The organism is Nocardia sp. NPDC004582, assembly GCF_053602115.1.
The window spans coordinates 12924-33901 of record NZ_JBSGCY010000070.1 but is presented as its reverse complement, the minus strand read 5'-3'; the positions used below and the strand labels follow the sequence as shown (position 1 = coordinate 33901).

Sequence of the window (20978 nt, the reverse complement as noted above, 5' to 3'; positions counted from 1 at the left end):
GGCACGACCGGTCCCGCGCCGCCGGCCGGGACGCCCCGCCAGGCGTGCGGGGCGGGGTTGAAGACGTGGGAGCCGGACCGCTCCCCGCCGAGCGCCCATTGCGCGCGTTCGATGATGGCGGAGAGTTCGGCGGCCACCCGCGCGTACGTCGCCTCGGCTTCCCGATGCACCCACGCGATCGACGAGCCGGGCAGGATGTCGTGGAACTGGTGCAGCAGCACCGTCTTCCAGAGCCGGTCCAGGTCCGCGGCGGGGTACTCGAAGCCGGTGCGGACCGCCGCGGTGGCCGCCCACAGTTCGGCTTCCCGCAGCAGGTGCTCACTGCGCCGGTTGCCCTGTTTGGTCCTGGCCTGACTGGTCAGGGTGGCGCGGTGTAGTTCCAGGTACAGCTCGCCCACCCAGACGGCGGGGTTCGGGTATTCGGCCTCGGCGGCGGCGAAGAAGTCGGCCGGCCGCTCCCAGGTCACCTTCGGTGAGCCCTCGAGGTCGCGCAGGCGGGCGGCGCGCGCGATCATCTCCCGTGTCGTCCCGCCGCCGCCGTCGCCCCAGCCGGTCGGGGCGAGCGACCGGTTGGCGCGGCCCTTCTCCTTGAAGTTCCGTGCGGCGTGGGCGATCTCGCGGCCCTGCATGGAGCAGTTGTAGGTGTCGACGGGCGGGAAGTGGGTGAAGATCCGGGTCCCGTCGATGCCCTCCCACAGGAAGGTGTGGTGCGGGAAGGTATTGGTCTGGCTCCACGAGATCTTCTGGGTGAGCAGCCATTTCGATCCGGCGGCCTTGATGATCTGCGGCAGCCCGGCGGCGAACCCGAAGGTGTCGGGCAGCCACGCCTCCTCGTTCTCGACGCCGAATTCCTCGAGGAAGAATCGTTTGCCGTGCACGAACTGCCGTGCCATGGCCTCCGAACCGGGCATATTGGTGTCCGATTCGACCCACATGCCGCCCGCGGGCACGAACCGCCCGTCCGCGACCGCCTCCTTGACCCGGGCGTACACCTCGGGCCGGTGTTGTTTGAGGAAATCGTATTGCGCCGCTTGGGACATGGTGTAGACGAAATCGGGTTCGGCGTCGAGCAGCGCGGTCATATTGGCGGTGGTCCGGGCGACCTTGCGCACGGTCTCGCGCAGCGGCCACAGCCACGCGGTGTCGATATGGGCGTGGCCGACCGCGGAGATCAGGTGCGCCGACGGCACGGCCGGTCGCGCGAGCACCCCGGTCAGGCAGGCGCGGGCCGCACTCGCCCCGGCGTTCACGTTCTGCAGATCGATGGCGTCGAGGGCGCGTTCGATGGCGCGCACGATGTCGTAGCGGCGCGCGGGGTCCTCGGGCATCTCGTGCATGAGCTCGCCGAGCACCTCGAGATCCTGGACCAGCTGCCATACCTCCTCGTCGAAGACGACGAGATCCATTCGTCCCAAACGGTATTGGGGGTCGCTGCCCGCGGTGTCGAGGTCGCCGAGCCCGGTCGGCCCGAAGAACGGGATGATCGGGTTCGACGCCGCCTCCACATGGAACAGCACCGGTTCGCCCCCGCGCGCCGAGGCGGCGACGCGCACCCACTGATTGCGCGGATGCAGCCCCTTCACCGGTGTTCCATCGGGCCGGTACACCAGGCCCTCGCACTGGAATCCGGTCTGGTTCGCGTCGAACCCGAGATCGATGATGGCCTCGACGGTGCGTCCCGCCCACTCCGGCGGCACGGTGCCCTCGACGGTCAGCCAGCTGGTGCCCCAGGGCGCACCCCACCGGGCGCCCGGCGCGGTCGGGGTGCGCGGCGCCGCGATCCCCTCGGCCACCGGCACCGGTTCGCCCGGCGCCTCCCAGATCGATACCCGCATCGGCGTGGATTCCGGATACACGGCGGGCTTGATCCGGTCGAGCACCCGCCCGAGCCTGCCCTCGATCAACCGGCGGTCATCGTGCATAACGGTGGCTCCCATCGGGCGTGGGTGGTGACCGGCGAACCGTCTCCCGCCCGACTGTAGCGGCCGCGGACCGCGCCTTCGGGAATGCTCAGACCGTCGGCGCGGATCGATACGGGGTGGGGACGGCCTGTCGCAGCAGCCGCAGGGCGGGGACGGACAGGATTCCGGCCAGTCGCGTGTAGGGCCAGATCGCGATGATCGCGACCACGATCAGGCCGCGCGCCTGGTAGAGAAGCGGCGCGTGATCCATGCCGGAGGGGTCGGGGTGCAGTGCGAGTAGTGAACGCGCCCAGGGGAACAGGGTTTCGGCGGCGCGGTAGCGGCCGTCGGTGGCGCTGCCGTCGAAGGTGACCAGCACGGCCGACAACAGGGCGGCGCTCAGCAGCGGCAGGGTGAGCCGGTCCAGGGGTGTGACCCGATGCCGAACGTCGGCGGAGATCAGCGGCGGGATGAGGATCAGCGCGACCCCGGCGACGGTGACCGGCGCGGCCACGATCTGCACCGCCGACAGCAGTACCTGGATGTCGTGCTGGGGCCGGGCGTGCGGGCCCGAGGCGAGCATCTCCGCCACCCGCACCGCGAACACCACCGGGAATCCGGCGCGTACGGCGGCGATCCCGATTCGCTGCGCCTTGTCGATGTGCGGACCGTAGAGATAGCCGTGGAATCCGTCGCGGCGGTAGCGCCATAGATGCCCGATCGCGCACGACACCACGGCGGCATACGGCAATACCACCCAGATCGCGATCATCATGGCCTCACCCCGTACGGTCGGTCGGCATCCGGCAGCACCGGCCGAGCAACTGTCGCACGCCGGAGGTCGCCGGAGAAGTGTCGAATCGTGCCAACTCCGCGCCGGGGCCTCGGGCTATTGCCAGAGGTGGGACATCATGTGCGGGTACCGAACCGGTCGGTAGCCGGTGAAGCTGATGTCGCGGACATGGGAGAAGTCCGACCACAGCAGTCTGCCGCCCGCGAGCCGCGCCGGGATGCGCACTCGTGCTCGCACCTGCCGCAGCTCTTCCTCGGTCGCGGCGCGCCGGGGACCGGCGGTCCCGTAGAGCCGGACCCCGGGCGGCGACGGGAAGCGCGCGGTCAGCAGCGCGCGGAACCAGAACAGGCCACGGCCGTCGACCGCCAGCAGGCTGAGCCGGGGATCGCGGTCCAGGTTGCGGCCCAGCGCCTCGGCGTATTGGTCGAAGTAGAAACCGGTCGTATCGTCGCGCAGGAACACCGTGCCGATCGGTGCGACCGTCGGTGCGCCGTCGGCGTCGATCGTGGCGATGGCGCAGTGTCCGGCGTGAGAGACGGTCTCGCGGATGCGATCCCAGTGCTGTTCGAGGGTCAAGACCGGTCCTGTTCGGGATGAGCGGACGAAACGATACGAGGGTAAGCGGATTCGCCGCCCGGCATGTGAGGGCGGGGTGCCGCAATTGCCGGGACAGGGGCGGGCGGGTAGCGCATGATGGCGGCATGGGTTCAGATGCGGCGCGGCGGGCCGTACTCGAGATGGTGTGTGACACTTTCGCGCCGGGGGACGGGGGTGAGCTGGCGGCGGCGTCCGCGCTGGGGGTGGTCGACACCGTCACCGAGCTGCTCGGGCGCAATCCCCGCGAAGCGGAGCGGCGGCAGTTCGAACTGCTCATGCGCGTGTGGGATTCGCGGGGGTTCGGCGCGCTCAACGGCGTGGGGTGGCGCAGATTCTCCCGGCTCGGCGCCGCGGAGCGCGAGCGAATGCTGCTGGGAATGGCCAACTCCCGGATCGAGCGGAAGCGGGCGCTGTTCCAGGCGTTGAAGGGCGCGGCGGTCACCTCCTACTACCTGACGCCGGGACCGACCGGAGTGAATCCGGTGTGGGAGAAGATGGGCTTCCCGCCCGCCTTCGGCCCGGTCGACGGCGCGAAACGCGGGCTCAGCCCGGAGCGGCCGGCCGCCGACACCACGGTGGTGTGCGATGTGGTCGTGATCGGGTCGGGCGCGGGCGGCGGGACGGCGGCGGCGGTCCTGGCCCAGGCGGGCCTGGATGTCGTTGTGCTGGAACGCGGCGACTACCTCGACGACCCCGACTTCGGCATCGGCGAGAAGGAAGGCTTCCTGAAGCTGTACGCGCCCGGTCCGGCCGCCACCGCCGAAGGCCAGCTGAGCCTGGTGGCGGGCAGCGCGCTGGGCGGCGGCACGGTGGTCAACTGGACCACTTCCTTCCGCACCCCCGACGATGTGCGCGCGGAATGGGCGCGGCTGGGCGCCGGCCAGTTCGGGGAACGGGAGTACACCGACGCGCTCGACGCGGTGGAGGCGCGGCTCGGGGTGAACCTCGACCACTCGCCCGCCTCGCGTCGCGACGAGGTCCTCGAACGCGGCCTGCGCAAACTGGACTGGCACGTCGAGCCGCTGCCCCGCAACGTTCGCGGCTGCGATGCCGGAATCGAATGCGGGCGTTGCGGTTTCGGCTGCCGCATCGGGGCCAAGCAGTCGGCGGTCAAGACCTGGCTGGCGGACGCGGCCGCGGCCGGCGCGCGCCTGTTCGTGGGCACCGAGGTGCGGCGCATCGAGATCAGCGGCGGCGCCGCCACCGGCGTGGAAGCGGTGACGGCGGACGGGCATTCGGTGTGGGTGCGGGCTCGGGCGGTGGTGGTCGCCGCCGGGGCGATCCAGACCCCCGCCCTGCTGCGCCGCTCGGGACTGACGAATCGTGCCATCGGGGACTACCTCCGGTTACATCCGGCCACCGCGGTGTTCGGCGTGTTCGACGAGGAGATCCGCCCGTGGGAGGGCGGCCTGCAGACCCGCTACTCCAAACACGACCGCGACCTGGACGGCCACGGCTACGGCGTCATCTACGAGACCGGGCCGATGACCCCGGGCATGTCGGTGGGCTTCCAGGCCTGGACCGGCGCGGCCGCACACCGGGACCGCATGCTGAAACTGGCGAATACCGTCGCCGTCGGCGTGATCACCCGCGACCGCGACCACGGCTCGGTCGAGACCGACAAGCAGGGCGAGGCGGTGGTGCGCTATCGGCTCTCGGCCCGCGACGCCGCCCACATGCACACCGGAATCGTCAATGCCGCAAGCATTCTGGAGGCGGCGGGCGCGCGGCGGATCTTCTCCGGCCACCAGGCGGACGTCGGCTACGAGCCGGGTGTGAGCGGTTCGCACGAGGAGTTCGCCGCGCGCGCCGCCGCGGCCGGGTACGCGCCGGGCCGGTGTTCGATGGGCGCGCTGCACATCATGGGCTCGGCCCGGATGGGCGGCTCCGCCGCGGATTCGGCGACCGATCCCGACGGCGTCACCTGGGATGTGCCGAATATCGTGGTGGCGGACGCCTCGTGCTTCCCGACCTCGTCGGGGGTGAATCCGATGGTCAGCATCGAAGCCATCGCGTACATGAACGCCACCCGTCTCGCGGCGCGGCTCGCGTAACTCGATTCGGCGGCGCGGCAGGCGTTCTCGCGGGCCGCGCCGTCCTTACCGCACCATGTCGTAGACGCCTTACAGGACCGAGCCGTAGGCGCCGACGATCACCGTGTTGATCTGCCCCACGGCCCGGTCGATCGGCCCGGTCGGCTGGAACAGATGGCTCAGGGCGAGCCGGACCAGCACCTCGGTCATGGAGGTCAGTTCGGCGTCGTCCATGTCGGGCAGCCCGTACTGCGCGCGAATGGCCGCCGACAGCGCGGTGACCGCGCGGCCCAGGACCGGTTCGGTCTCGGTCATCAGCACCGGCAGCAGGGAGGTGTCGGTCTCCGACCGCCCGGCCAGGACCGCCTTGATCAAGGTGTTGTCCGCGCCGGTGCGCAGCGTGAACTCGACCGCCCCGGTCATGCCGGCCGCGACATCGGCGGGGTGCGCGGCCAGGCATTCGGCGATGCCGACCAGGAAGGTGTCGACTTCCTGCTCCACCACCACCTCGGCCAGCTGGTGTTTGTTGGCGAACTCCTTGTAGAGCACCGGGCGGCTCACGCCCACTTCCTTGGCCAGCCGCGACATGTTCACCGCGCCCCAGCCCTCGGTGATGACGATTCGCCGGCCGGCTTCGATGATGCGCTCGCGCAGCAGTAGCCGCATCTCGCTCTGGAAGTTCGGTGCTTCAACCACGTCCCGATCGTACATGGGCCCAACTTTCGTCTCGTCGTTGACAGACTGGATCACAGTGTATCTAATGAATACAGTTCTTGAGAAAGTGTAAAGGCTAGGAGTACGGCAATGACGACGTCTCATTCTCGAATCGGACGCGGTAGCGAGCCGGAGGCCACGGACCGCCCGCAGTGGCGGGACCGCAAGCGCTATCTGTGGCTGCTCGGCCTCGTCCCCCCGACCGCCCTGTTCCTGGCAATGGCGCTGGTCTGGGCTTTCAACGAATTCGGCTGGACCGCGGTCTCGCCGGTGTGGTGGTGGATCGGCCCGCTGATCGTGTACATCCTGCTGCCGATCCTGGACCGATTCTTCGGCCCGGACGGCCAGAATCCGCCCGACGAGGTGATGGAGTACCTCGAGAACGACAAGTACTACCGGTACTGCACCTACGCCTACATCCCGTTCCAGCTGCTGAGCCTGACCGTGGCTTGCTACCTGTGGACCGCGAGCGACCTGTCGTGGCTGGGCGTCGACGGCGGCCTGGGTCTGATCTCCAAGCTGGGCCTGGCGCTGAGCATGGGCGTGATGGGCGGCGTCGGCATCAACACCGCGCACGAACTGGGCCACAAGAAGGACGAGCTCGAGCGCTGGCTGTCGAAGATCACCCTGGCCCAGACGTTCTACGGCCACTTCTACATCGAGCACAATCGCGGCCACCACGTGCGCGTCGCCACCCCCGAGGATCCGGCCAGCGCCCGCTTCGCGGAGACCTTCTGGGGCTTCCTGCCGCGCAGCGTGTGGGGCAGCCTGCGCTCGTCGTGGGAGCTGGAGGCCAAGCGCCTGGAGCGGCTCGGTCAGCGTCCGTGGACGCTGCGCAATGACGTGCTCAACGCCTGGCTGATGTCGGTGGTGCTGTTCGGCGCGCTGACCGCGGCGTTCGGTCCCGGGGTGCTGCCGTGGCTGGTGATCCAGGCGATCTACGGTTTCGCCCTGCTGGAGACGGTGAACTACCTCGAGCACTACGGCCTGATGCGGCAGAAGACCGCCAGTGGCCGCTACGAGCGCTGCACCCCGGAGCACAGCTGGAACTCCGACCACATCGTCACCAATATCTTCCTGTACCACCTGCAGCGGCACAGCGATCATCACGCGAACCCCACCCGCCGCTATCAGATCCTGCGCAGCATGGACGGCGCCCCGAACCTGCCGAGTGGGTACGCGAGCATGATCTCGCTGGCTTATTTCCCGCCACTGTGGCGCAAGGTGATGGATCACCGCGTGCTCGAGCACTATTCGGGTGACATCACCCGCGCCAACGTCCAGCCCCGCAAGCGCGCCCGCGTGCTGGCCAAGTACGGGGTGGTGGCGTGATGTCCTCCTACCGCTGCCCGATCTGCGATTACGTCTACGACGAGGCGAAAGGCGCCCCGCGCGAGGGCTTCCCGGCCGGCACCGCCTGGTCGGCCGTCCCGGACGACTGGTGCTGCCCCGACTGCGGGGTGCGCGAAAAGATCGACTTCGAACCGGCTTCCGCCCAGAAGGGACACTGACATGAGCACCGATTTCAAACTCTTCCGCTGCCTGCAGTGCGGCTTCGAATATGACGAGGCGCTGGGCTGGCCCGAGGACGGCATCGAGCCCGGCACCCGCTGGGACGACATCCCCGACGACTGGTCCTGCCCCGATTGTGGTGCGGCCAAGAGCGATTTCGAGATGGTCGAGGTCAGCCGCGCGTGAGCGGGCGCATCGTCATCGTGGGCGCGGGCGTGGCGGGGGCCGGCGCCGCGCGCACCCTGCGTGCCGAGGGCTACACCGGGGAGATCGTGCTGCTGGGCGCGGAACCCACGGCGCCCTACCGGCGGCCGATGGTCTCCAAGGAACTGCTGGCCGGCGCGGTGGAGGACCGGCGGTCGCTGTTGCATCCCGCCGACTTCTGGGCGGGCAACGACATCGACCTGCGGGTGGGTGTGCCGGTCGAATCCATCGATCCGGGACCGGGTCTGGTGTGGCTGGCCGACGGGACCGCGATCGGCTACGACTCGCTGCTGCTGGCCACCGGCGCCCGGTCGCGGCAACTCGCGGTGACCTCGGACCGGTCCGTGGCGCCCGAGGCCGCGTTGCCGGTGCACACCCTGCGGGGCCGCGCGGAGGCCGAAGCGCTGCGGGCGGCGCTCGAGCGGGATCGGTCGCTGCTGATCATCGGGGCCGGGCTCATCGGGTGCGAGGTCGCCGCCACCGCACGGGGTCTGGGTGCGGAGGTCACGGTGCTCGACGCCGGGACCGCGCCGCTGGAGCGGGTCGCGCCCGCCGTCGTCGGCGACTACATCCGAAAGCTGCACGCGGACAACGGGGTAGCCATCACGACCGAGGTGCGGCTGTCGCACCTGGCCTACACCGGCAGCGAGATGGTGGCCGTGGCCGAGGACGACCGCACCTGGACCGCCGCGGCGGTGCTGGTCGCGATCGGATCTGTCCCGGACACTGAGCTCGCCTGCTCCGGCGGACTGGCCGTGGACGACGGAATCCGGGTGGACGAGCGGTATCGCACGTCGGCGCCGGGGGTGTTCGCCGCCGGTGACGCGGTGACGCGGCTGGATCCGAAGTCGGGCCGGTACCGCCGCGAGGAGCACTGGAACAGCGCGCAGGCCCAAGGTGCGGCCGCGGCGCGGTCGATGCTCGGATTGCCCGCCCTGACCGCGGAGGTGCCGTGGGGCTGGTCGATGCAGTACGGGCGGAACGTGCAGTTCGCGGGCGTGATTCGGGCCGAGGACGAGCTGATCGTGCGGGGCAGCGCGGAGTCCGGTGACGCGACGGTGCTGGCGCTGCGCGATGGCCGCCCGGTCGGTGTGGTGGCGATCGCCCGCCCGGCCGAGTTCCGGGTCGCGCGGGACCTGATCGGCCGGGGAGCGGTGCTGGACGCGGCGGCGTGCGCCGACGAATCCTTGCCGCTGGCCGAGGCGCTCGCACTGTCCGGACAGTCGTGAGGGCATCCGCCCGCAGTTGAGCTAACACCTCGCAATATCTGAAATGCCACCGGGCCAGCCGAATGGTCCGGTGGCATTTCGCATTTGCCGATCTATTGCTGAAACCCGCTGGTAATGCGTGCTATTCGCGCGGCGCGCGTATCCTTCTCCGCTCTCGCGGCTCCTGTCAAGGCCCCGGATATTTCGGTGAAGACTGACACGTCAGTCCGAAATCTGTATTACTGTCTCGGTCAGTCGGAACCGGGTCAACAGAGGGACCGGTCGGCATCGACCAAACAGTAGGGGCTGTGGGGTGGTGAACATTGGTCGAGAAGGTCGTTCGGGGGCCGGAAACGCTGTGGCAGGCAATCGAATCCGTACTCTCGGGGCTGCGGACCTTCGGGCGCGCCATTCAGCTGGCGATCGCGGCGTTCCGATTCCTGATCGTCGATATCGTCCAACTCCGCCATCCCTGGCGTGACACCCTGCAGCAGGGCTGGTTCATCGTCAGTGTGACGGCGATTCCCGCTGTGCTGGTGTCGGTTCCGTTCGGCGTGATCGTGGCGGTGCAGGTGGGGAGCCTGACCCAGCAGGTCGGCGCGAGCTCGGTGTCCGGCGCGGCCGGCGGCCTCGGTGTCATCCGGCAGGGCGCGCCCATGGTGACCGCGCTGCTGCTCGGCGGGGCGGCGGGCTCGGCCATCTCCTCGGATCTGGGCGCGCGCACCATTCGCGACGAGGTGGACGCCTTGCGCGTCATGGGAATCGATCCGGTGCGGCGGCTGGTCGCCCCGCGGCTGGCGGCCATGATCGCGCTGACGCCGCTGCTGTGCATGCTGATCATCTTCATGGGCGTGTTCACCGGCTACGTGATCGCCGTCGGCTTCCAGGGCGTGACACCCGGCTCGTACCTGTCGGCGTTCGCGGCCTTCGCCAAGATGAGCGATCTGTGGGTGGCGATCGTGAAGTCGATCATCTTCGGCGTCATCGTGCTCATCGTGTCGTGTCAGCGTGGGCTGGAGGCCACCGCCGGACCCAAGGGCGTGGCCAATGCCGTGAACGCGGCGGTGGTGATCGGCGTGATCGCCGCCTTCGGCGTGAATCTGGTGATCACGCAGCTGGTGTCGATGTTCATCCCGACGCAGGTGGGCTGATGACCCAGGTACCGGCGAAGTACACGCCACTCGGGACCGCGGGGCGGGTGATCGGCGCCTCGGCGCAGGCGCCCCTGTCGCTGGTCGAATCCCTCGGTCACCAGGCGACTTTCGTCTACCAGGTGCTGGCCGCGGTCCCGCACACGCTGCGGGTGTACCGGCGGCAGACCATGCTCATCCTCTCCGACATCACTTGGGGCTCCGGGTCGCTCATCGTCGGCGGCGGCACCGTGGCGGTGCTGGCGTTCCTGGGCATCGCGGTCGGCGGGTCCATCGGCGTGGAGGGCTTCACCGCGCTGAACATGGTCGGGATGGGCCCGCTGACCGGGTTCGTCTCCGCCTACGCCAATACCCGCGAGATGGCCCCCATGGTGGCGGCCATCGGTTTCGCGGCGCAGGCGGGCTGCCGGATGACGGCCGAGATCGGGGCCATGCGCATCGCCGAGGAGATCGACGCGTTGGAGGCCATCGGCATTCGGCCCATGCCGTTCGTGGTGACCACGCGCGTGATCGCGGGCGCGATCACCATCGTGCCGCTGCACCTGCTCACCCTGATCCTGTCGTATCTGTCGTGCGCGACCGTGGTGAACGTGCTGCACGGGCAGTCCTCGGGCACCTACTACCACTATTTCGACGCCTTCCTGCAGCCCGGCGACGTGATCGCCTCGCTGATCAAGGCGACGATCTTCGTGGTCACCATCATTCTCATCCACGGCTACCAGGGCTTCTACGCCTCGGGCGGCCCGGAGGGCGTGGGCCGGGCCTCGGGTCGCGCCATTCGCGCCAGCCTGGTGCTGGTGGTCATCCTGGACATGATCCTGACGATCGTGATCTGGGGCCTGGATGTCGGCATCCGGATCTCGGGGTGACATATGGCCGTCTTCAAGGATCATTCCGGCCGTAGCGCCGGACCGTGGCGGCTGCGGTTGCGCGGACTGGTGGTCGCCGTCGTACTCGTCACTGTGACGATTGTCGTGAGTTCTTATGCCCGAGGCTCTTTCGCGGATCGGTTCGAGGTCACCGTGGACGCGGCGACCCTCGGCGAGGGGCTGGCCCCGGGCGCGGAGGTCAAGTTCCGCGGGTACGCGATCGGCACGGTGTCGACCGTGGAGACGGTGGGCTACGGGCATCAGCGCATCGGTTTGCGGATCGACCGGCGGCAGGCCGGCGCGCTGACCGACGATGTCACCGCACGGTTCACCTCGTCGAACGTATTCGGTTCCAGCGCCATCGAATTGGTGCCGGGCACCGATGGCACGAAGCTGCGTGAGCACGCGGTGCTCCGGATCGGGGAGAGCGCCACCAACGCGACCGTCGCCGGGGTGTTCCGGCGGGCCGCGCGCCTGACCCAGGTGCTGGATTCGGCGGCGGTGCACCGGCTGTTCGATCTCATGCTCGACAATGCCGCCAGCATGGGCCCGGTCCTGCGGTCGTTCCTCGAGACCGCGCGCACCCTGGCCGACGGGCAGCGGAACAGCCTCGCGCACTACCTGCGCATCGGCGGGGACATGACCGGCGCGTTCGCGGATGTGACGCCCGCGGCCGGGCACGCCGTCCTGGCGGTGCTCGAGCAGAGCGCCTACTTCGGGGACCCGGAGAACCGGGCGCGCACCAACAAATCCACCAATGGACTGAACGACGCGGTGCTGGTGGGCATTTCGAATCTGCTGCAGCAGAACAACCCGGAGCTGGAGAAGATCCTCGACGGCATTCTCGACGTGGCGGTGCCGATCAGTGTGTCCGTGGGCTCGGCGGCCGCGGCCCACAATCGGGTGCCGAATCTGCTGCGGGCCATGGACGGAGCGTTCCCGGTGGTCGACGGCCGGGTGCGGCTGCAGCTGGAGCTGATCGCGAACACCATGCCGTACCTGGCGGATTCGCTGGCGGGAGGCGCCAAATGAGCGAGGTCACCGGGTCGGCCCTCAAGCTGGTCGCGTTCCTGCTGGTCGTGGTCGGGTGCACCACCTTCATCGTGACCGCGCTGCGGACCCCGATCCCCGGCGACAAGGTCACCTACGACGCGGTGTTCACCGATGTGTCGGGTCTGTTCGCCGGGGACTCGGTCCGCATGTCGGGGGTCGCGGTCGGGAAGGTGGAGACGGTGTCGCTGGACGGCAGCCGGGCGCGGGTGCGCTTCACCGTGGAGCGTCAGCGGCCGGTGTACGACAACACCAAGGCGGCGGTGCGGTACCAGAACCTCATCGGCCAGCGGTATGTGGAGCTGCTCACCGACGGGCCGGGTCGCACGAAAATCGCTGCCGGAACGACGATCCCGGTCGAGCGGACCATTCCGAGCTTCGACGTGTCCAAGCTGTTCAACGGATTCAAGCCGATGTTCGACACGCTCGACCCCGCGCAGCTCAACCAGCTCGGCACCAACCTGCTGCGCGTCATCCAAGGCGACGGCTCCGGGATCGGGCCGGTGCTGGCGGACGTGGACACGCTCACCAAGCACGCCCGCAACAGCGAGGCCGTGATCGTGCTGCTCATCCGCAATCTGGGCGTGGTCGCCGACGCCATCGGCGGCAAGTCGAAGGCGGTCGGCGATCTGGTGCAGCAGCTCTCGGGCATCCTGCACCAGTTCACCGCCAAGACCCGGGCCATGCTGAGCGCGGTCGACACCGCGCAAACGCTGCTGGCGCCGGTGGTTCCGCTGCTGGAGGAGACGCGTGACGCCTATGACACGGCGTACGGTCCGGTCGACGGCCTGCTCCGGCGCCTGGTGCCGCAAACCGAGCAGCTGACCCAGATCCTCGCGCTGGCACCGCAAGTGGTGACCGGACTGAATCAGACGGTTCCGGGGCAGGGGTACAAACCGCGCATCACCTGCTCCCACGGTGAGGCCGCGCTGCCCGCGGTGGCCGGTGTCATCCTGTCCAACCAGAACCTGGTGGTGTGCAACTGATGAGAGCGTTGATCGCCCGGATGGGCGAACTGATCCGGGACGTGCTCACCGGTCGCGGGGACCAGAACACGCAATTGCGCTGGGGTATCGCCGGTGTCGTGGTGTGCGTGATCGCGCTGGCCGTCGCGGGCGCGGTGTACGTGATCCCGTTCGGGCAGCGCACCTACGTGGCCGACTTCCGGATCTCGGGCGGGGCGCGGCCCGGCGACGAGGTGCGGGTGGCGGGCATCGATGTCGGCAAGATCCGCGCCGTGGACCTGGCCGGGGATCACGTGGAGGTCGCCTTCACCGTGAATCGCGATGTGCGGGTGGGGGACAGGTCGGCCGTGGAGGTCAAGATGCTGACCCCGATCGGCGGCCACTACCTGGCGCTGGCCCCCGCCGGTGACAAGGACCTGGCGTCGAAGCACATCCCGCCCGAGCGCACCACCACCCCATTCGAGCTCAGCGACATCCTCGACAAGGGCACCCCGGTCTTCGGCAAGGTCGACGCCACCACCATGCGCGACACCATCGGGCAGCTGAATTCGGCGCTGGCGCAACAGCCCGACGCGCTGCGCGGGGTGATCGGCAATGCCAACGACCTCACCGGGTTGCTGGCCGAGCGCACCGATCAGCTCAACAGCGCTCTCACCGTCTCCGACGAGTACATCGCCGCCATCGCCGACGACAAAGCGCTGCTGGCGGACTTCGTGAAACAGCTGGGCGCGGTCGCCGACCAGCTCGGTAACCGCAAGGACGACATCGTGAGCATGTTCGCCCTGTTGAAGCGGCTGCTGGTCGTGCTGCACCGGCCGATCATGGCCTACGACAGCATCGAGCCGTCGGTCACCCAGTTCGAGCAGCTGTTCTCCAAGCTCATGGCGGACCCGAACCGGCTCGACACCGTGATCAACGGCATGCGTGCGGTGATCAACCGGCTGACGGGGCTGCTGGGCAATCAGGTGCAGGTGAAGGACCCGGCCGCCGGCGTCCGGCTGTGCATTCCCTTCGAAGGCAAGGCGTGCTGAATGAACTGGGGCAGAACAGCACTCGCCGCCGGAGTCGCCGTCGCGGTGGTGGCGGCCGGTGCGGTGGGGGTGTCGTGGGCGTCGACCGTCCGCGATCCGAAACAGCACGTGTGCGCCGAGTTCGCCGACACCGTCGGACTGTACGAGGGCAATAGCGTGACCATGCTCGGGGTCGAGGTCGGCACGGTGTCGAGGATCGAGGCGCTGGGCGACCGCATGCGGGTCACCATGAGCGTCAAGGATTCGGTGAAACTGCCCGCCGATATCGCGGCGGTCACCCTGTCGAGTTCCATCGTGACCGACCGGCATGTGGAGCTGACCAAGCCGTACACCGGCGGTGCGCGATTCGACACCGCGAAGTGCATTCCCCTGGAATGGACCAGGACGCCGATCGGGATCAGCGAGGCGCTCGACGCCATGGGCAAGCTGGCCGGTGACCTGACCGGCGGCGGCGCCGGCGGCAAGCCGGACACGCTCCTGGACGACACCCTGACCGCGGCCAATTCCGCGATCGACGGGACCGGGCAGCAGTGGAATCAATTGCTGCAGCGGCTGTCCGCGGTGGTCGGGGATCCCGCGCAGAAGGACGCTGCCTTCCGCCGGCTGGTCGACAATCTGGATCAGCTCACCACCATGTTCGTGACCAATTGGCCGGATATGGCGCAGGTGCTCAACAATCTGCGCAACGGCCTGCAGCTGATCGGGCAGTTCTCGGCGGAATTCTCCGGGGCGGTCGATATCGCGGTCGAATTCCTGCCGGTGATCGCGCGCAATGCCGGAAAATACGATCAGCAGATCTACAGCCTGCTGGATGTGGTGTTGCCGCAGGCGCATACCTTCGTGCAGCAGCATCAGGGCGACATCACCTCGCTGCTCACCGCGTTGCCGCCGTTGGCCGCGCAGCTACCGCGGGCGGGTGCGAAATGAGGCGGGCGGTCGTCCGGCTGCTGCCGGTGGTCACCGCGGCCGCGCTGGTCCTGACCGGCTGCGGGGTGAAGGCGACCGATATCCCGATACCCGGCACCTATCCCTCCGGCGACACCTACACGGTGCGCATCGAATTCGGGTCGGTGCTGAATCTGCCCGACCGCGCCAAGGTGATCTCCGACGGTGTCGAGGTCGGCATGCTCGACCACATCGAGCTCATCGGGACCACCGCGGTGGCGACGGTGAAACTGCACACCGACGCCAAACTCTCGAAGTCCACGACGGCGGAATTGCGGCAGTCCACCATTCTCGGCGATATCCATATCGCGCTGGAAGCGCCCAAGAACGCCAGCGGCACATTGCTCGGCAATGGTGACGTGATTCCGGTGTCGCAGACCATTCCCGCCACGAATGTCGAGGACATTCTGCGGGCGCTGTCGAACATCATCACCGGCGGGCGGTGGTCGGACATCCAGAAGCTGGTGACCGACGTGAACGCCGCGTTCCCGTCGGACCCGGCCGAACTGGACCGGGTCAACCGGGCGGGCCGGGCGGCGCTGCACGATATGGCCACCCACACCGACGAGCTGAATCGCATCCTCACCTCGGCGCAGCAGATCACCGGGAAGCTGGAGTCCGGTCGCGGGGCGGTGGACCGGATCCTCACGCTCGGGCCGGATCGGGCGGCCGGATTGTCGGATGTGCTGCTGGCGGTGGTGAATCTGATCATCAGCGGCGGACCGCTCGCCAAGAACGCCGGGGACCTGCTACTGCCGCATCTCGGCGACTTCCGGTCGATCGTGTCCGTGCTCGCGCCCACCGCGGTGACGGCCGGATACGCCGACCTGACCCTGGCGGCCAACCTCGACACCTTCCACACGCTGCTGAAGGAGAAGATCATTCCCTTCCTGAACGCGCCGGATGTGAAGGTGCGCACCGTGTCCGCCGCCGACGCGCAGGCCGATCAGTTGATCGGCACGCTGCGCGGGATCGGGATGGTGCCTTGATGAAGCTTTCACTCTCCGGGCCGGTGTCGCTGGTCATGCTGCTGGTGCTGACCTTCGTGTGCGGCGGCTACATGGCGGTCGGGGTGCTGAACCTGGATCCGCGCCGGGAGAACAACACCGTCACCGTGCAGCTCGACGGGTCGGGCGGGCTGATGAAGACCTCCCAGGTGACGCTGCGCGGCCTGCCCATCGGCAAGGTCCGCGATATCGGGGCGACCGCGCACGGGCTGGCGGTCACTCTCGAATACGACGCCAAGTACCGGATTCCGGTGGACAGCGTCGTGCAGATCGCCAATCTGTCCGCGGCGGGGGAACAGTTCCTCGACTTCCGGCCGACCGGGACCGCCGGGCCGTACCTGCGTGACGGCAGCGTGGTGCCCAACCGGCAAGTGCGGGTCGCCACCACCGTCGGGGACGCGCTCGCCAAACTGGACGCCCTGACCGCGCAACTGGATCCGGCCAAACTGCAGAATCTGGCCACCACGGTGGCCGCCGGGTTCGAGGGCCGCGACGCCGAGGTCGCCAACCTCACCAAGGCACTGGTCGGCACCGCGAACCTGTTGCGGGACAAGCGCGAAGCCATCGGGCGGCTGTACTCGAACGTGCAGACCCTCGGCGACAAGTTCGACGGGCGCGCGCCCGGGCTGAGCGCCGCGGCCGGGGATCTGACCACCGCGCTGCCCGAGCTGCTGCACATCATCGCCGCGTTCCAGAACTACTCCTATATCGGCGAGCACATCTTCGACGATCCGATCGGGCCGCTGGTCGCCAAGATCGACGAGTACCTGCGGCTGATCGGGCCCGACCTCGGGCAGATCGCCACCGTCCTGAAACCCGCCACCAGCGTGATCAAACCGCTGCGCGTGGACGCCGGATCGATCGTGGACCTGCTGTCCACGGTGTTTCCCGGCGACGGCGCGGCGCACGTGGGCCTCGAGATTCCTCGCTAGAGAGAAGGCAGACCGTGACCGAGACCGAGCAGACCGAGCGCACCGAGACCGACACGCCCCACGCGGAGACGGCCGACAAGGCTGACGCCGGGGAGACCGTCGCGGAATCTCCGAAGGCGTTGGCCCCGAGAGGAATCGGTGAGCGGCTCAATCCGTTTGTCGCGGCGGCCGCGGCGATCTTCGCGATCGCGGCCGTGGTGCTCGGGGTGCTGTGGCACAACGCCTCGGGCGACTACGACGCGCTGAAGTCCAGCGGCGCCGACCGTGATCGCGCCGCCCAGGTGGCCAAGGACTACACCCTGCGCTCGCTCACCTACGACTACCGCAACCTGCCCGCCTTCTTCGACGGTGTGCAGCGTGGGGCCTCGGACCCGTTGCGCGACAAGTACACCCAGTTCCACGACACCCTCGCCAAGATCATGACCGACGCCCAGGTGGTGGCGTCCGGCGACGTGGTGGGCACCTCGGTGGAGGCCAAGGGCAACGACCAGTACACGGTGACCGTCTACGCCACCCAGCGCACCCAGAATGTGCAGCAACCCGACCCCGCGACGGTGCCGAACCTGCTGGTGGTGACGGTGGCCGGGCACGACGGCGAGTGGCTGGTCACCGATTACGGCCCCAAGGACACCGGTGTGAAGGGCGGGGCCGCGAAATAGCCTCGGGACGTATCGGCCGCCCGCCGCAGCGTGAACTGCCCGCGCGCCGCCGCCGGGAGATCATCCAAGCCGCCTACGAGGTGTTCACCGCGCACGGCTACGAGGCCACCGCCATCTCCGAGGTGGCCGCGCGCGCCGGCATCGGCCAGGGCACCGTCTACCGGTACTTCGGCAGCAAACGCGAAATCCTGGACCACGTCATCGATCTCGGCATCGAGAAGGTGACCGACGCCATGGAACTGCACACCGTGTTCGGCGCGGCCGATACCGTGGACGAGCTGGTGGCGGCGGTCCGCGCCGCGGTGGCCCGCCTCTACGACCTGCTCGAACGCGAGCCGCGGGTGTTGCGGCTGCTGGTGGTGGAGGCCGGCGCCATCGATCCCGAACTGGCGCACCGCCTGCTCGGCCTGGAGGCCCTCACCGCCTCCCTGATCGCCGCCGAACTCACCCGTGGCCTGGAGGCAGGATGGATCCGTCCCGACATCGATCCGGAAGTGCTGGGCCACACCATCCCCACCCTGGTCGGCCCGTGGGTGCTGCGGGAACTGCTGGGCGCGGGCAATCCGGCCATCCGCGACCGCGGCATGACCGCGGTCTTCGCCTTCCTCGACCGCACCTTGCGCCCCCTGCGCCCCGCCTCCCCGCCGAGTCCGCCCCCATGACCGCCGCCCCCGATCGCGCGGCCCCCGACCGTCGGGACCGAGCCGGCCGCCGCCGCGCCGAACTGATCTCCGCCGCCTACGATTTGGTGATCACCCGAGGCTTCCGCGCCATCGGCGTCGATGACATCACCGCCTCCGCCGGCGTCAGCCACGGCACCTTCTACAACTATTTCCCCAACAAACGCGCCATCCTCGACGCGGTCATCGACCACAGCTTCCACCACATCCGCGACTTCCTGCTGGGTCCCGAAGCCGCCCAGCCTCCCACCACCCTCGACGCCTTCTGCGCCCGCTACGCCGGCGTCATCGACGGCTGCTACGACCTGGTGGCCACCGAACCCGGCCTGGTGAATTTCTTTCTCCTGGAAGCCTCCTCGATCGACGACGCCGTCCTGTCCCGCTGCCTCCACAACGCCCGTGCCTACGCCACCGAATCGGTCGCCGCCATCCGCCAAGGCATCACCCACGGCTTCCTCGACCCCACCCTCGACCCCGACATAGCCGGCGAAGTCCTCCTCTCCCTCCTCGTCTCCGCCCTCCTCTCGGCCCTCCGCGCCGGCACCGACGCCCTCACCCAAGCCCGAGTCCGCACCCAACTCGTCACCTTCCTCCGCACCGCCTTCGCCCACCCGGATCCTCCTACCACGGTAGGTCGATGAACTCCGCCCGACCGTGGATGTGCTGGCCCGCGAGCGCACCTATTCTCGGATAATGGTGTGGGGCAGGGGCATTCGCGCGGACGGTCTGCTTCGGCAGCGTGAACCGCATGGCGTCGAGGCGGCCGCGTTAGGCGGCGGTGACGCGTTCGATCTTGCGGCCCTCGTGGTAGAAGTCGCAGTACGCGCCGAATTCATCGACCATGTCCGCGAATTCGTCGAAGAGGCGACCGGCGGGCAGTGATTCGGTGAGCAGGGCGGTGAGGAATTGGGTGGCGGTGCCGCGGTAGAAGCCCCAACGGGTGTGGGTTTTGCTGCCGATCACGACGGGCCAGGTGTTCGGGTCGGCGTCGCTCGAATCCCAGAGGCAGTAGCCGCCGTCGGCCAGCCTGCCCCACGCGGTCAGTGCTGCGGGGTTCAGGGCGAATCCGGCTGGGATGTCGTCGCATTCGAGGGGGAGGTCGGGGTTCTCCAGGCGTTCGCGCGCATCCTTGATCCACCACTCCAGATCAGCCGAGGGGGAGGTGGCGTCGGGCACGCTGAGCCGCACGATCGAGGAGAACTCCGACTCTCCGTAGCTGCCCGCCAGCTGCCGGTAGTCCTCGGGTAGCGGGATCCCGAGGCGGTGTTCGACCGCCACCCAGTCGATCGCGGGGCGTGACACGCTCGGGGGCACCGGCAGCAGGCTCCGCAGGTCGTCGATGGCGGTCATGGCTCGTCCTGTTCTGTGCGATCAGATGGAGTTGTCGATGATGATAGGCGGCAGATTCCAGCCCTTCTCGCCCCACGCGAACAGCAGCACCGCCGTCGGCGGCTCACCGGGCATGCCCCACACCGGGATGGCCAGCGCGTGCACGACCTGCTGATCCACGTCGGGATTGGTGCCCTCGGCGACACTGGTGATCAGCTTGTCCCACTGGGCTTTCACGCCCCGATTGTTGTGGAAGTTCTCGGGGATGAGGTTCTGCGGGATGCGGCCGGAACCACCGCTGGTGGCCCCGGCGAGATGGCCGGCGTCGTAGTCCAGGGGCACATTGTCGCCCAGGAGCGCGCGGGTGGCGTCGGATCCCTTGTCCTGCATGCCGGGAACCAGCCGCATGTAGACGCCGCTGGGACCGTAGACGTCGTCCATCGGGCCGTAGGCGATGAGTCCGCCGCCGGCGTGCACGTCCAGGACGGGGGTGCTGTTGGCCGCCGCTTCGTAACCATCCACGGTGGGCAGCCCGTAGCTGCCGACCGGCAACGGCACGCCCTGGGACAGATACTGCATCGCGTAGGGCAGGAAGTTCGCGGCGGTCTCGGAGATGTTCGGGGCGGCCGCGCTCGGGTTGGCCTGGCCCGGTGCCGGAAGCTGATATCCCGGAACGGTTTTCAGCGCCGGATTGGCGGCGAAGGAGGCGGGCAGCGTCGTGGTCGGCGGATCCAGGCGCGTTCCGGTCAGCTGGGCCGGCTGGTAGGGCGCCTTCGGCGCGCCCGGCAGGACCCGGCTGATCGGCGGCAGCACGTTCGACGGCACCGCCGGACGGAGCTTGCGGCGATTGGCCGGCGGCGGTGGCGGCTGCGCGGCCGACGGCGGGCACGCGGCGATGTCCTGTGCGGGACCCGGCTGACCGATCGGAACGACCAGCGCCGCCGGGCAGGCGTCCGGCTCGCCGCCCTGCGGCGCCGCACCGACCTGCGGAACATCGACCCCCTGCTGGCGGCACTGATCGGCGAGGGCCTCCAACTCCGGAATCTCCGCGTTGCCCCGCTCGGCTTCGGCGTTGTACGCCGCGACCGCGGCCTGGTTGCTCGAATCCGGCGGATTCGCGTTGTGGACGGTCGCGGCCTGGTTGTGCGCTTCGATCCGCGCGGCCACGGCCGTGCAGTCGAGCGGTTCGGCGTAGGCGATCTGCGATGGAATGACAAGGGTGGCAAGGATTCCCACCAGTGTCGCTAGTACGGCTATCAGTCGATGGATGAAAGTCACTGCGGACAAGCGCATTTGATCTCCCCGTGAACGAATGGCGGTGATAGCCAAACATGTTCACCATGCAACGGTCAAGATCGAGCGCAGTTCGGCGCGCGCCGTCGGCGAAGCGGCGCGGGG

22 protein-coding genes are annotated in these 20978 nt (G+C 68.8%); 16 read left to right on the top strand and 6 right to left on the bottom strand.

From position 1 onward, the window contains the following. From ACWELJ_RS20100 to ACWELJ_RS20090, 3 genes are all read right to left on the bottom strand, one after another. On the bottom strand, positions 1 to 1922 hold a 1922-nt coding region (locus tag ACWELJ_RS20100; RefSeq protein ID WP_452367655.1), incomplete at its 3' end, for an alpha-mannosidase. An 88-nt stretch (positions 1923 to 2010) separates the two neighbouring features. Further along, positions 2011 to 2676 carry a respiratory nitrate reductase subunit gamma gene (locus tag ACWELJ_RS20095; protein ID WP_452367653.1) on the bottom strand — a complete coding sequence of 222 codons (666 nt, stop codon included), beginning with the start codon at positions 2674 to 2676 and terminating at the stop codon, positions 2011 to 2013. 114 nt (positions 2677 to 2790) lie between these two features. Continuing rightward, complete coding sequence (locus ACWELJ_RS20090; protein WP_452367652.1) at positions 2791 to 3270, bottom strand: pyridoxamine 5'-phosphate oxidase family protein; 480 nt, start codon at positions 3268 to 3270, stop codon at positions 2791 to 2793. Between the two features lie 125 nt (positions 3271 to 3395). Between ACWELJ_RS20090 and ACWELJ_RS20085 the strand changes: the two genes are divergently transcribed. Beyond that, on the top strand, positions 3396 to 5345 hold the full coding sequence (locus ACWELJ_RS20085; protein ID WP_452367651.1) for a GMC family oxidoreductase: 1950 nt from the start codon (positions 3396 to 3398) through the stop codon (positions 5343 to 5345). 69 nt (positions 5346 to 5414) lie between these two features. On the opposite strand, the gene ACWELJ_RS20080 is transcribed toward ACWELJ_RS20085, so the two are convergent. Further along, complete coding sequence (locus tag ACWELJ_RS20080) at positions 5415 to 6020, bottom strand: TetR family transcriptional regulator (RefSeq protein WP_452367650.1); 606 nt, start codon at positions 6018 to 6020, stop codon at positions 5415 to 5417. A gap of 108 nt (positions 6021 to 6128) precedes the next feature. On the opposite strand from ACWELJ_RS20080, the gene ACWELJ_RS20075 reads away from it, so the two are divergent. The 15 genes from ACWELJ_RS20075 to ACWELJ_RS20005 all read left to right on the top strand — a co-directional run bounded on the left by ACWELJ_RS20075 (position 6129) and on the right by ACWELJ_RS20005 (position 18892). Beyond that, positions 6129 to 7370 (top strand): alkane 1-monooxygenase, encoded by a 1242-nt coding sequence (locus tag ACWELJ_RS20075; RefSeq protein WP_452367649.1) that lies wholly within the window; start codon positions 6129 to 6131, stop codon positions 7368 to 7370. Further along, positions 7370 to 7549 (top strand): rubredoxin, encoded by a 180-nt coding sequence (locus tag ACWELJ_RS20070; RefSeq protein WP_452367648.1) that lies wholly within the window; start codon positions 7370 to 7372, stop codon positions 7547 to 7549. The genes ACWELJ_RS20075 and ACWELJ_RS20070 overlap by 1 nt, the downstream gene beginning before the upstream one ends. Before the next feature lies 1 nt (position 7550). Further along, complete coding sequence (locus ACWELJ_RS20065) at positions 7551 to 7736, top strand: rubredoxin (protein ID WP_357084824.1); 186 nt, start codon at positions 7551 to 7553, stop codon at positions 7734 to 7736. Then, positions 7733 to 8983 (top strand): NAD(P)/FAD-dependent oxidoreductase, encoded by a 1251-nt coding sequence (locus ACWELJ_RS20060; RefSeq protein WP_452367647.1) that lies wholly within the window; start codon positions 7733 to 7735, stop codon positions 8981 to 8983. The genes ACWELJ_RS20065 and ACWELJ_RS20060 overlap by 4 nt, the downstream gene beginning before the upstream one ends. 302 nt (positions 8984 to 9285) lie before the next feature. Continuing rightward, entirely contained in the window at positions 9286 to 10113 is an 828-nt protein-coding gene (locus ACWELJ_RS20055; RefSeq protein WP_452367646.1) for an MlaE family ABC transporter permease, read from the top strand. Next, positions 10113 to 10982 (top strand): MlaE family ABC transporter permease, encoded by an 870-nt coding sequence (locus tag ACWELJ_RS20050; RefSeq protein ID WP_452367645.1) that lies wholly within the window; start codon positions 10113 to 10115, stop codon positions 10980 to 10982. Before ACWELJ_RS20055 ends, ACWELJ_RS20050 begins: the two co-directional genes overlap by 1 nt. A gap of 3 nt (positions 10983 to 10985) precedes the next feature. Continuing rightward, complete coding sequence (locus tag ACWELJ_RS20045; protein WP_452367644.1) at positions 10986 to 12014, top strand: MlaD family protein; 1029 nt, start codon at positions 10986 to 10988, stop codon at positions 12012 to 12014. Next, a complete protein-coding gene (locus ACWELJ_RS20040) occupies positions 12011 to 13018 on the top strand; it encodes an MCE family protein (protein ID WP_452367643.1) in 1008 nt (335 codons plus the stop codon). The genes ACWELJ_RS20045 and ACWELJ_RS20040 overlap by 4 nt, the downstream gene beginning before the upstream one ends. Further along, complete coding sequence (locus ACWELJ_RS20035; RefSeq protein WP_452367654.1) at positions 13018 to 14028, top strand: MCE family protein; 1011 nt, start codon at positions 13018 to 13020, stop codon at positions 14026 to 14028. The genes ACWELJ_RS20040 and ACWELJ_RS20035 overlap by 1 nt, the downstream gene beginning before the upstream one ends. Further along, complete coding sequence (locus ACWELJ_RS20030) at positions 14029 to 14955, top strand: MCE family protein (protein ID WP_452367642.1); 927 nt, start codon at positions 14029 to 14031, stop codon at positions 14953 to 14955. Next, positions 14952 to 15962: an MlaD family protein gene (locus tag ACWELJ_RS20025; RefSeq protein ID WP_452367641.1), complete on the top strand. Its 1011-nt coding sequence runs from the start codon at positions 14952 to 14954 to the stop codon at positions 15960 to 15962. Before ACWELJ_RS20030 ends, ACWELJ_RS20025 begins: the two co-directional genes overlap by 4 nt. Next, complete coding sequence (locus tag ACWELJ_RS20020) at positions 15962 to 16912, top strand: MlaD family protein (protein ID WP_452367640.1); 951 nt, start codon at positions 15962 to 15964, stop codon at positions 16910 to 16912. The genes ACWELJ_RS20025 and ACWELJ_RS20020 overlap by 1 nt, the downstream gene beginning before the upstream one ends. A gap of 14 nt (positions 16913 to 16926) precedes the next feature. After that, the gene (locus tag ACWELJ_RS20015) at positions 16927 to 17571 is read left to right on the top strand and encodes a G1 family glutamic endopeptidase (protein ID WP_452367639.1); all 645 of its coding nucleotides are present in this window, start codon (positions 16927 to 16929) and stop codon (positions 17569 to 17571) included. Continuing rightward, positions 17511 to 18233: a TetR/AcrR family transcriptional regulator gene (locus tag ACWELJ_RS20010; RefSeq protein WP_452367638.1), complete on the top strand. Its 723-nt coding sequence runs from the start codon at positions 17511 to 17513 to the stop codon at positions 18231 to 18233. The genes ACWELJ_RS20015 and ACWELJ_RS20010 overlap by 61 nt, the downstream gene beginning before the upstream one ends. Then, complete coding sequence (locus ACWELJ_RS20005) at positions 18230 to 18892, top strand: TetR/AcrR family transcriptional regulator (protein WP_452367637.1); 663 nt, start codon at positions 18230 to 18232, stop codon at positions 18890 to 18892. Before ACWELJ_RS20010 ends, ACWELJ_RS20005 begins: the two co-directional genes overlap by 4 nt. A gap of 127 nt (positions 18893 to 19019) precedes the next feature. On the opposite strand, the gene ACWELJ_RS20000 is transcribed toward ACWELJ_RS20005, so the two are convergent. Together ACWELJ_RS20000 and ACWELJ_RS19995 are read right to left on the bottom strand one after the other, a co-directional pair. Next, the gene (locus ACWELJ_RS20000) at positions 19020 to 19601 is read right to left on the bottom strand and encodes an SMI1/KNR4 family protein (protein WP_452367636.1); all 582 of its coding nucleotides are present in this window, start codon (positions 19599 to 19601) and stop codon (positions 19020 to 19022) included. Between the two features lie 21 nt (positions 19602 to 19622). Continuing rightward, positions 19623 to 20816, bottom strand: coding sequence for a hypothetical protein (locus ACWELJ_RS19995; RefSeq protein WP_452367635.1), 1194 nt, complete (start codon positions 20814 to 20816; stop codon positions 19623 to 19625). Between the last annotated feature and the right edge of the window lie 162 nt (positions 20817 to 20978).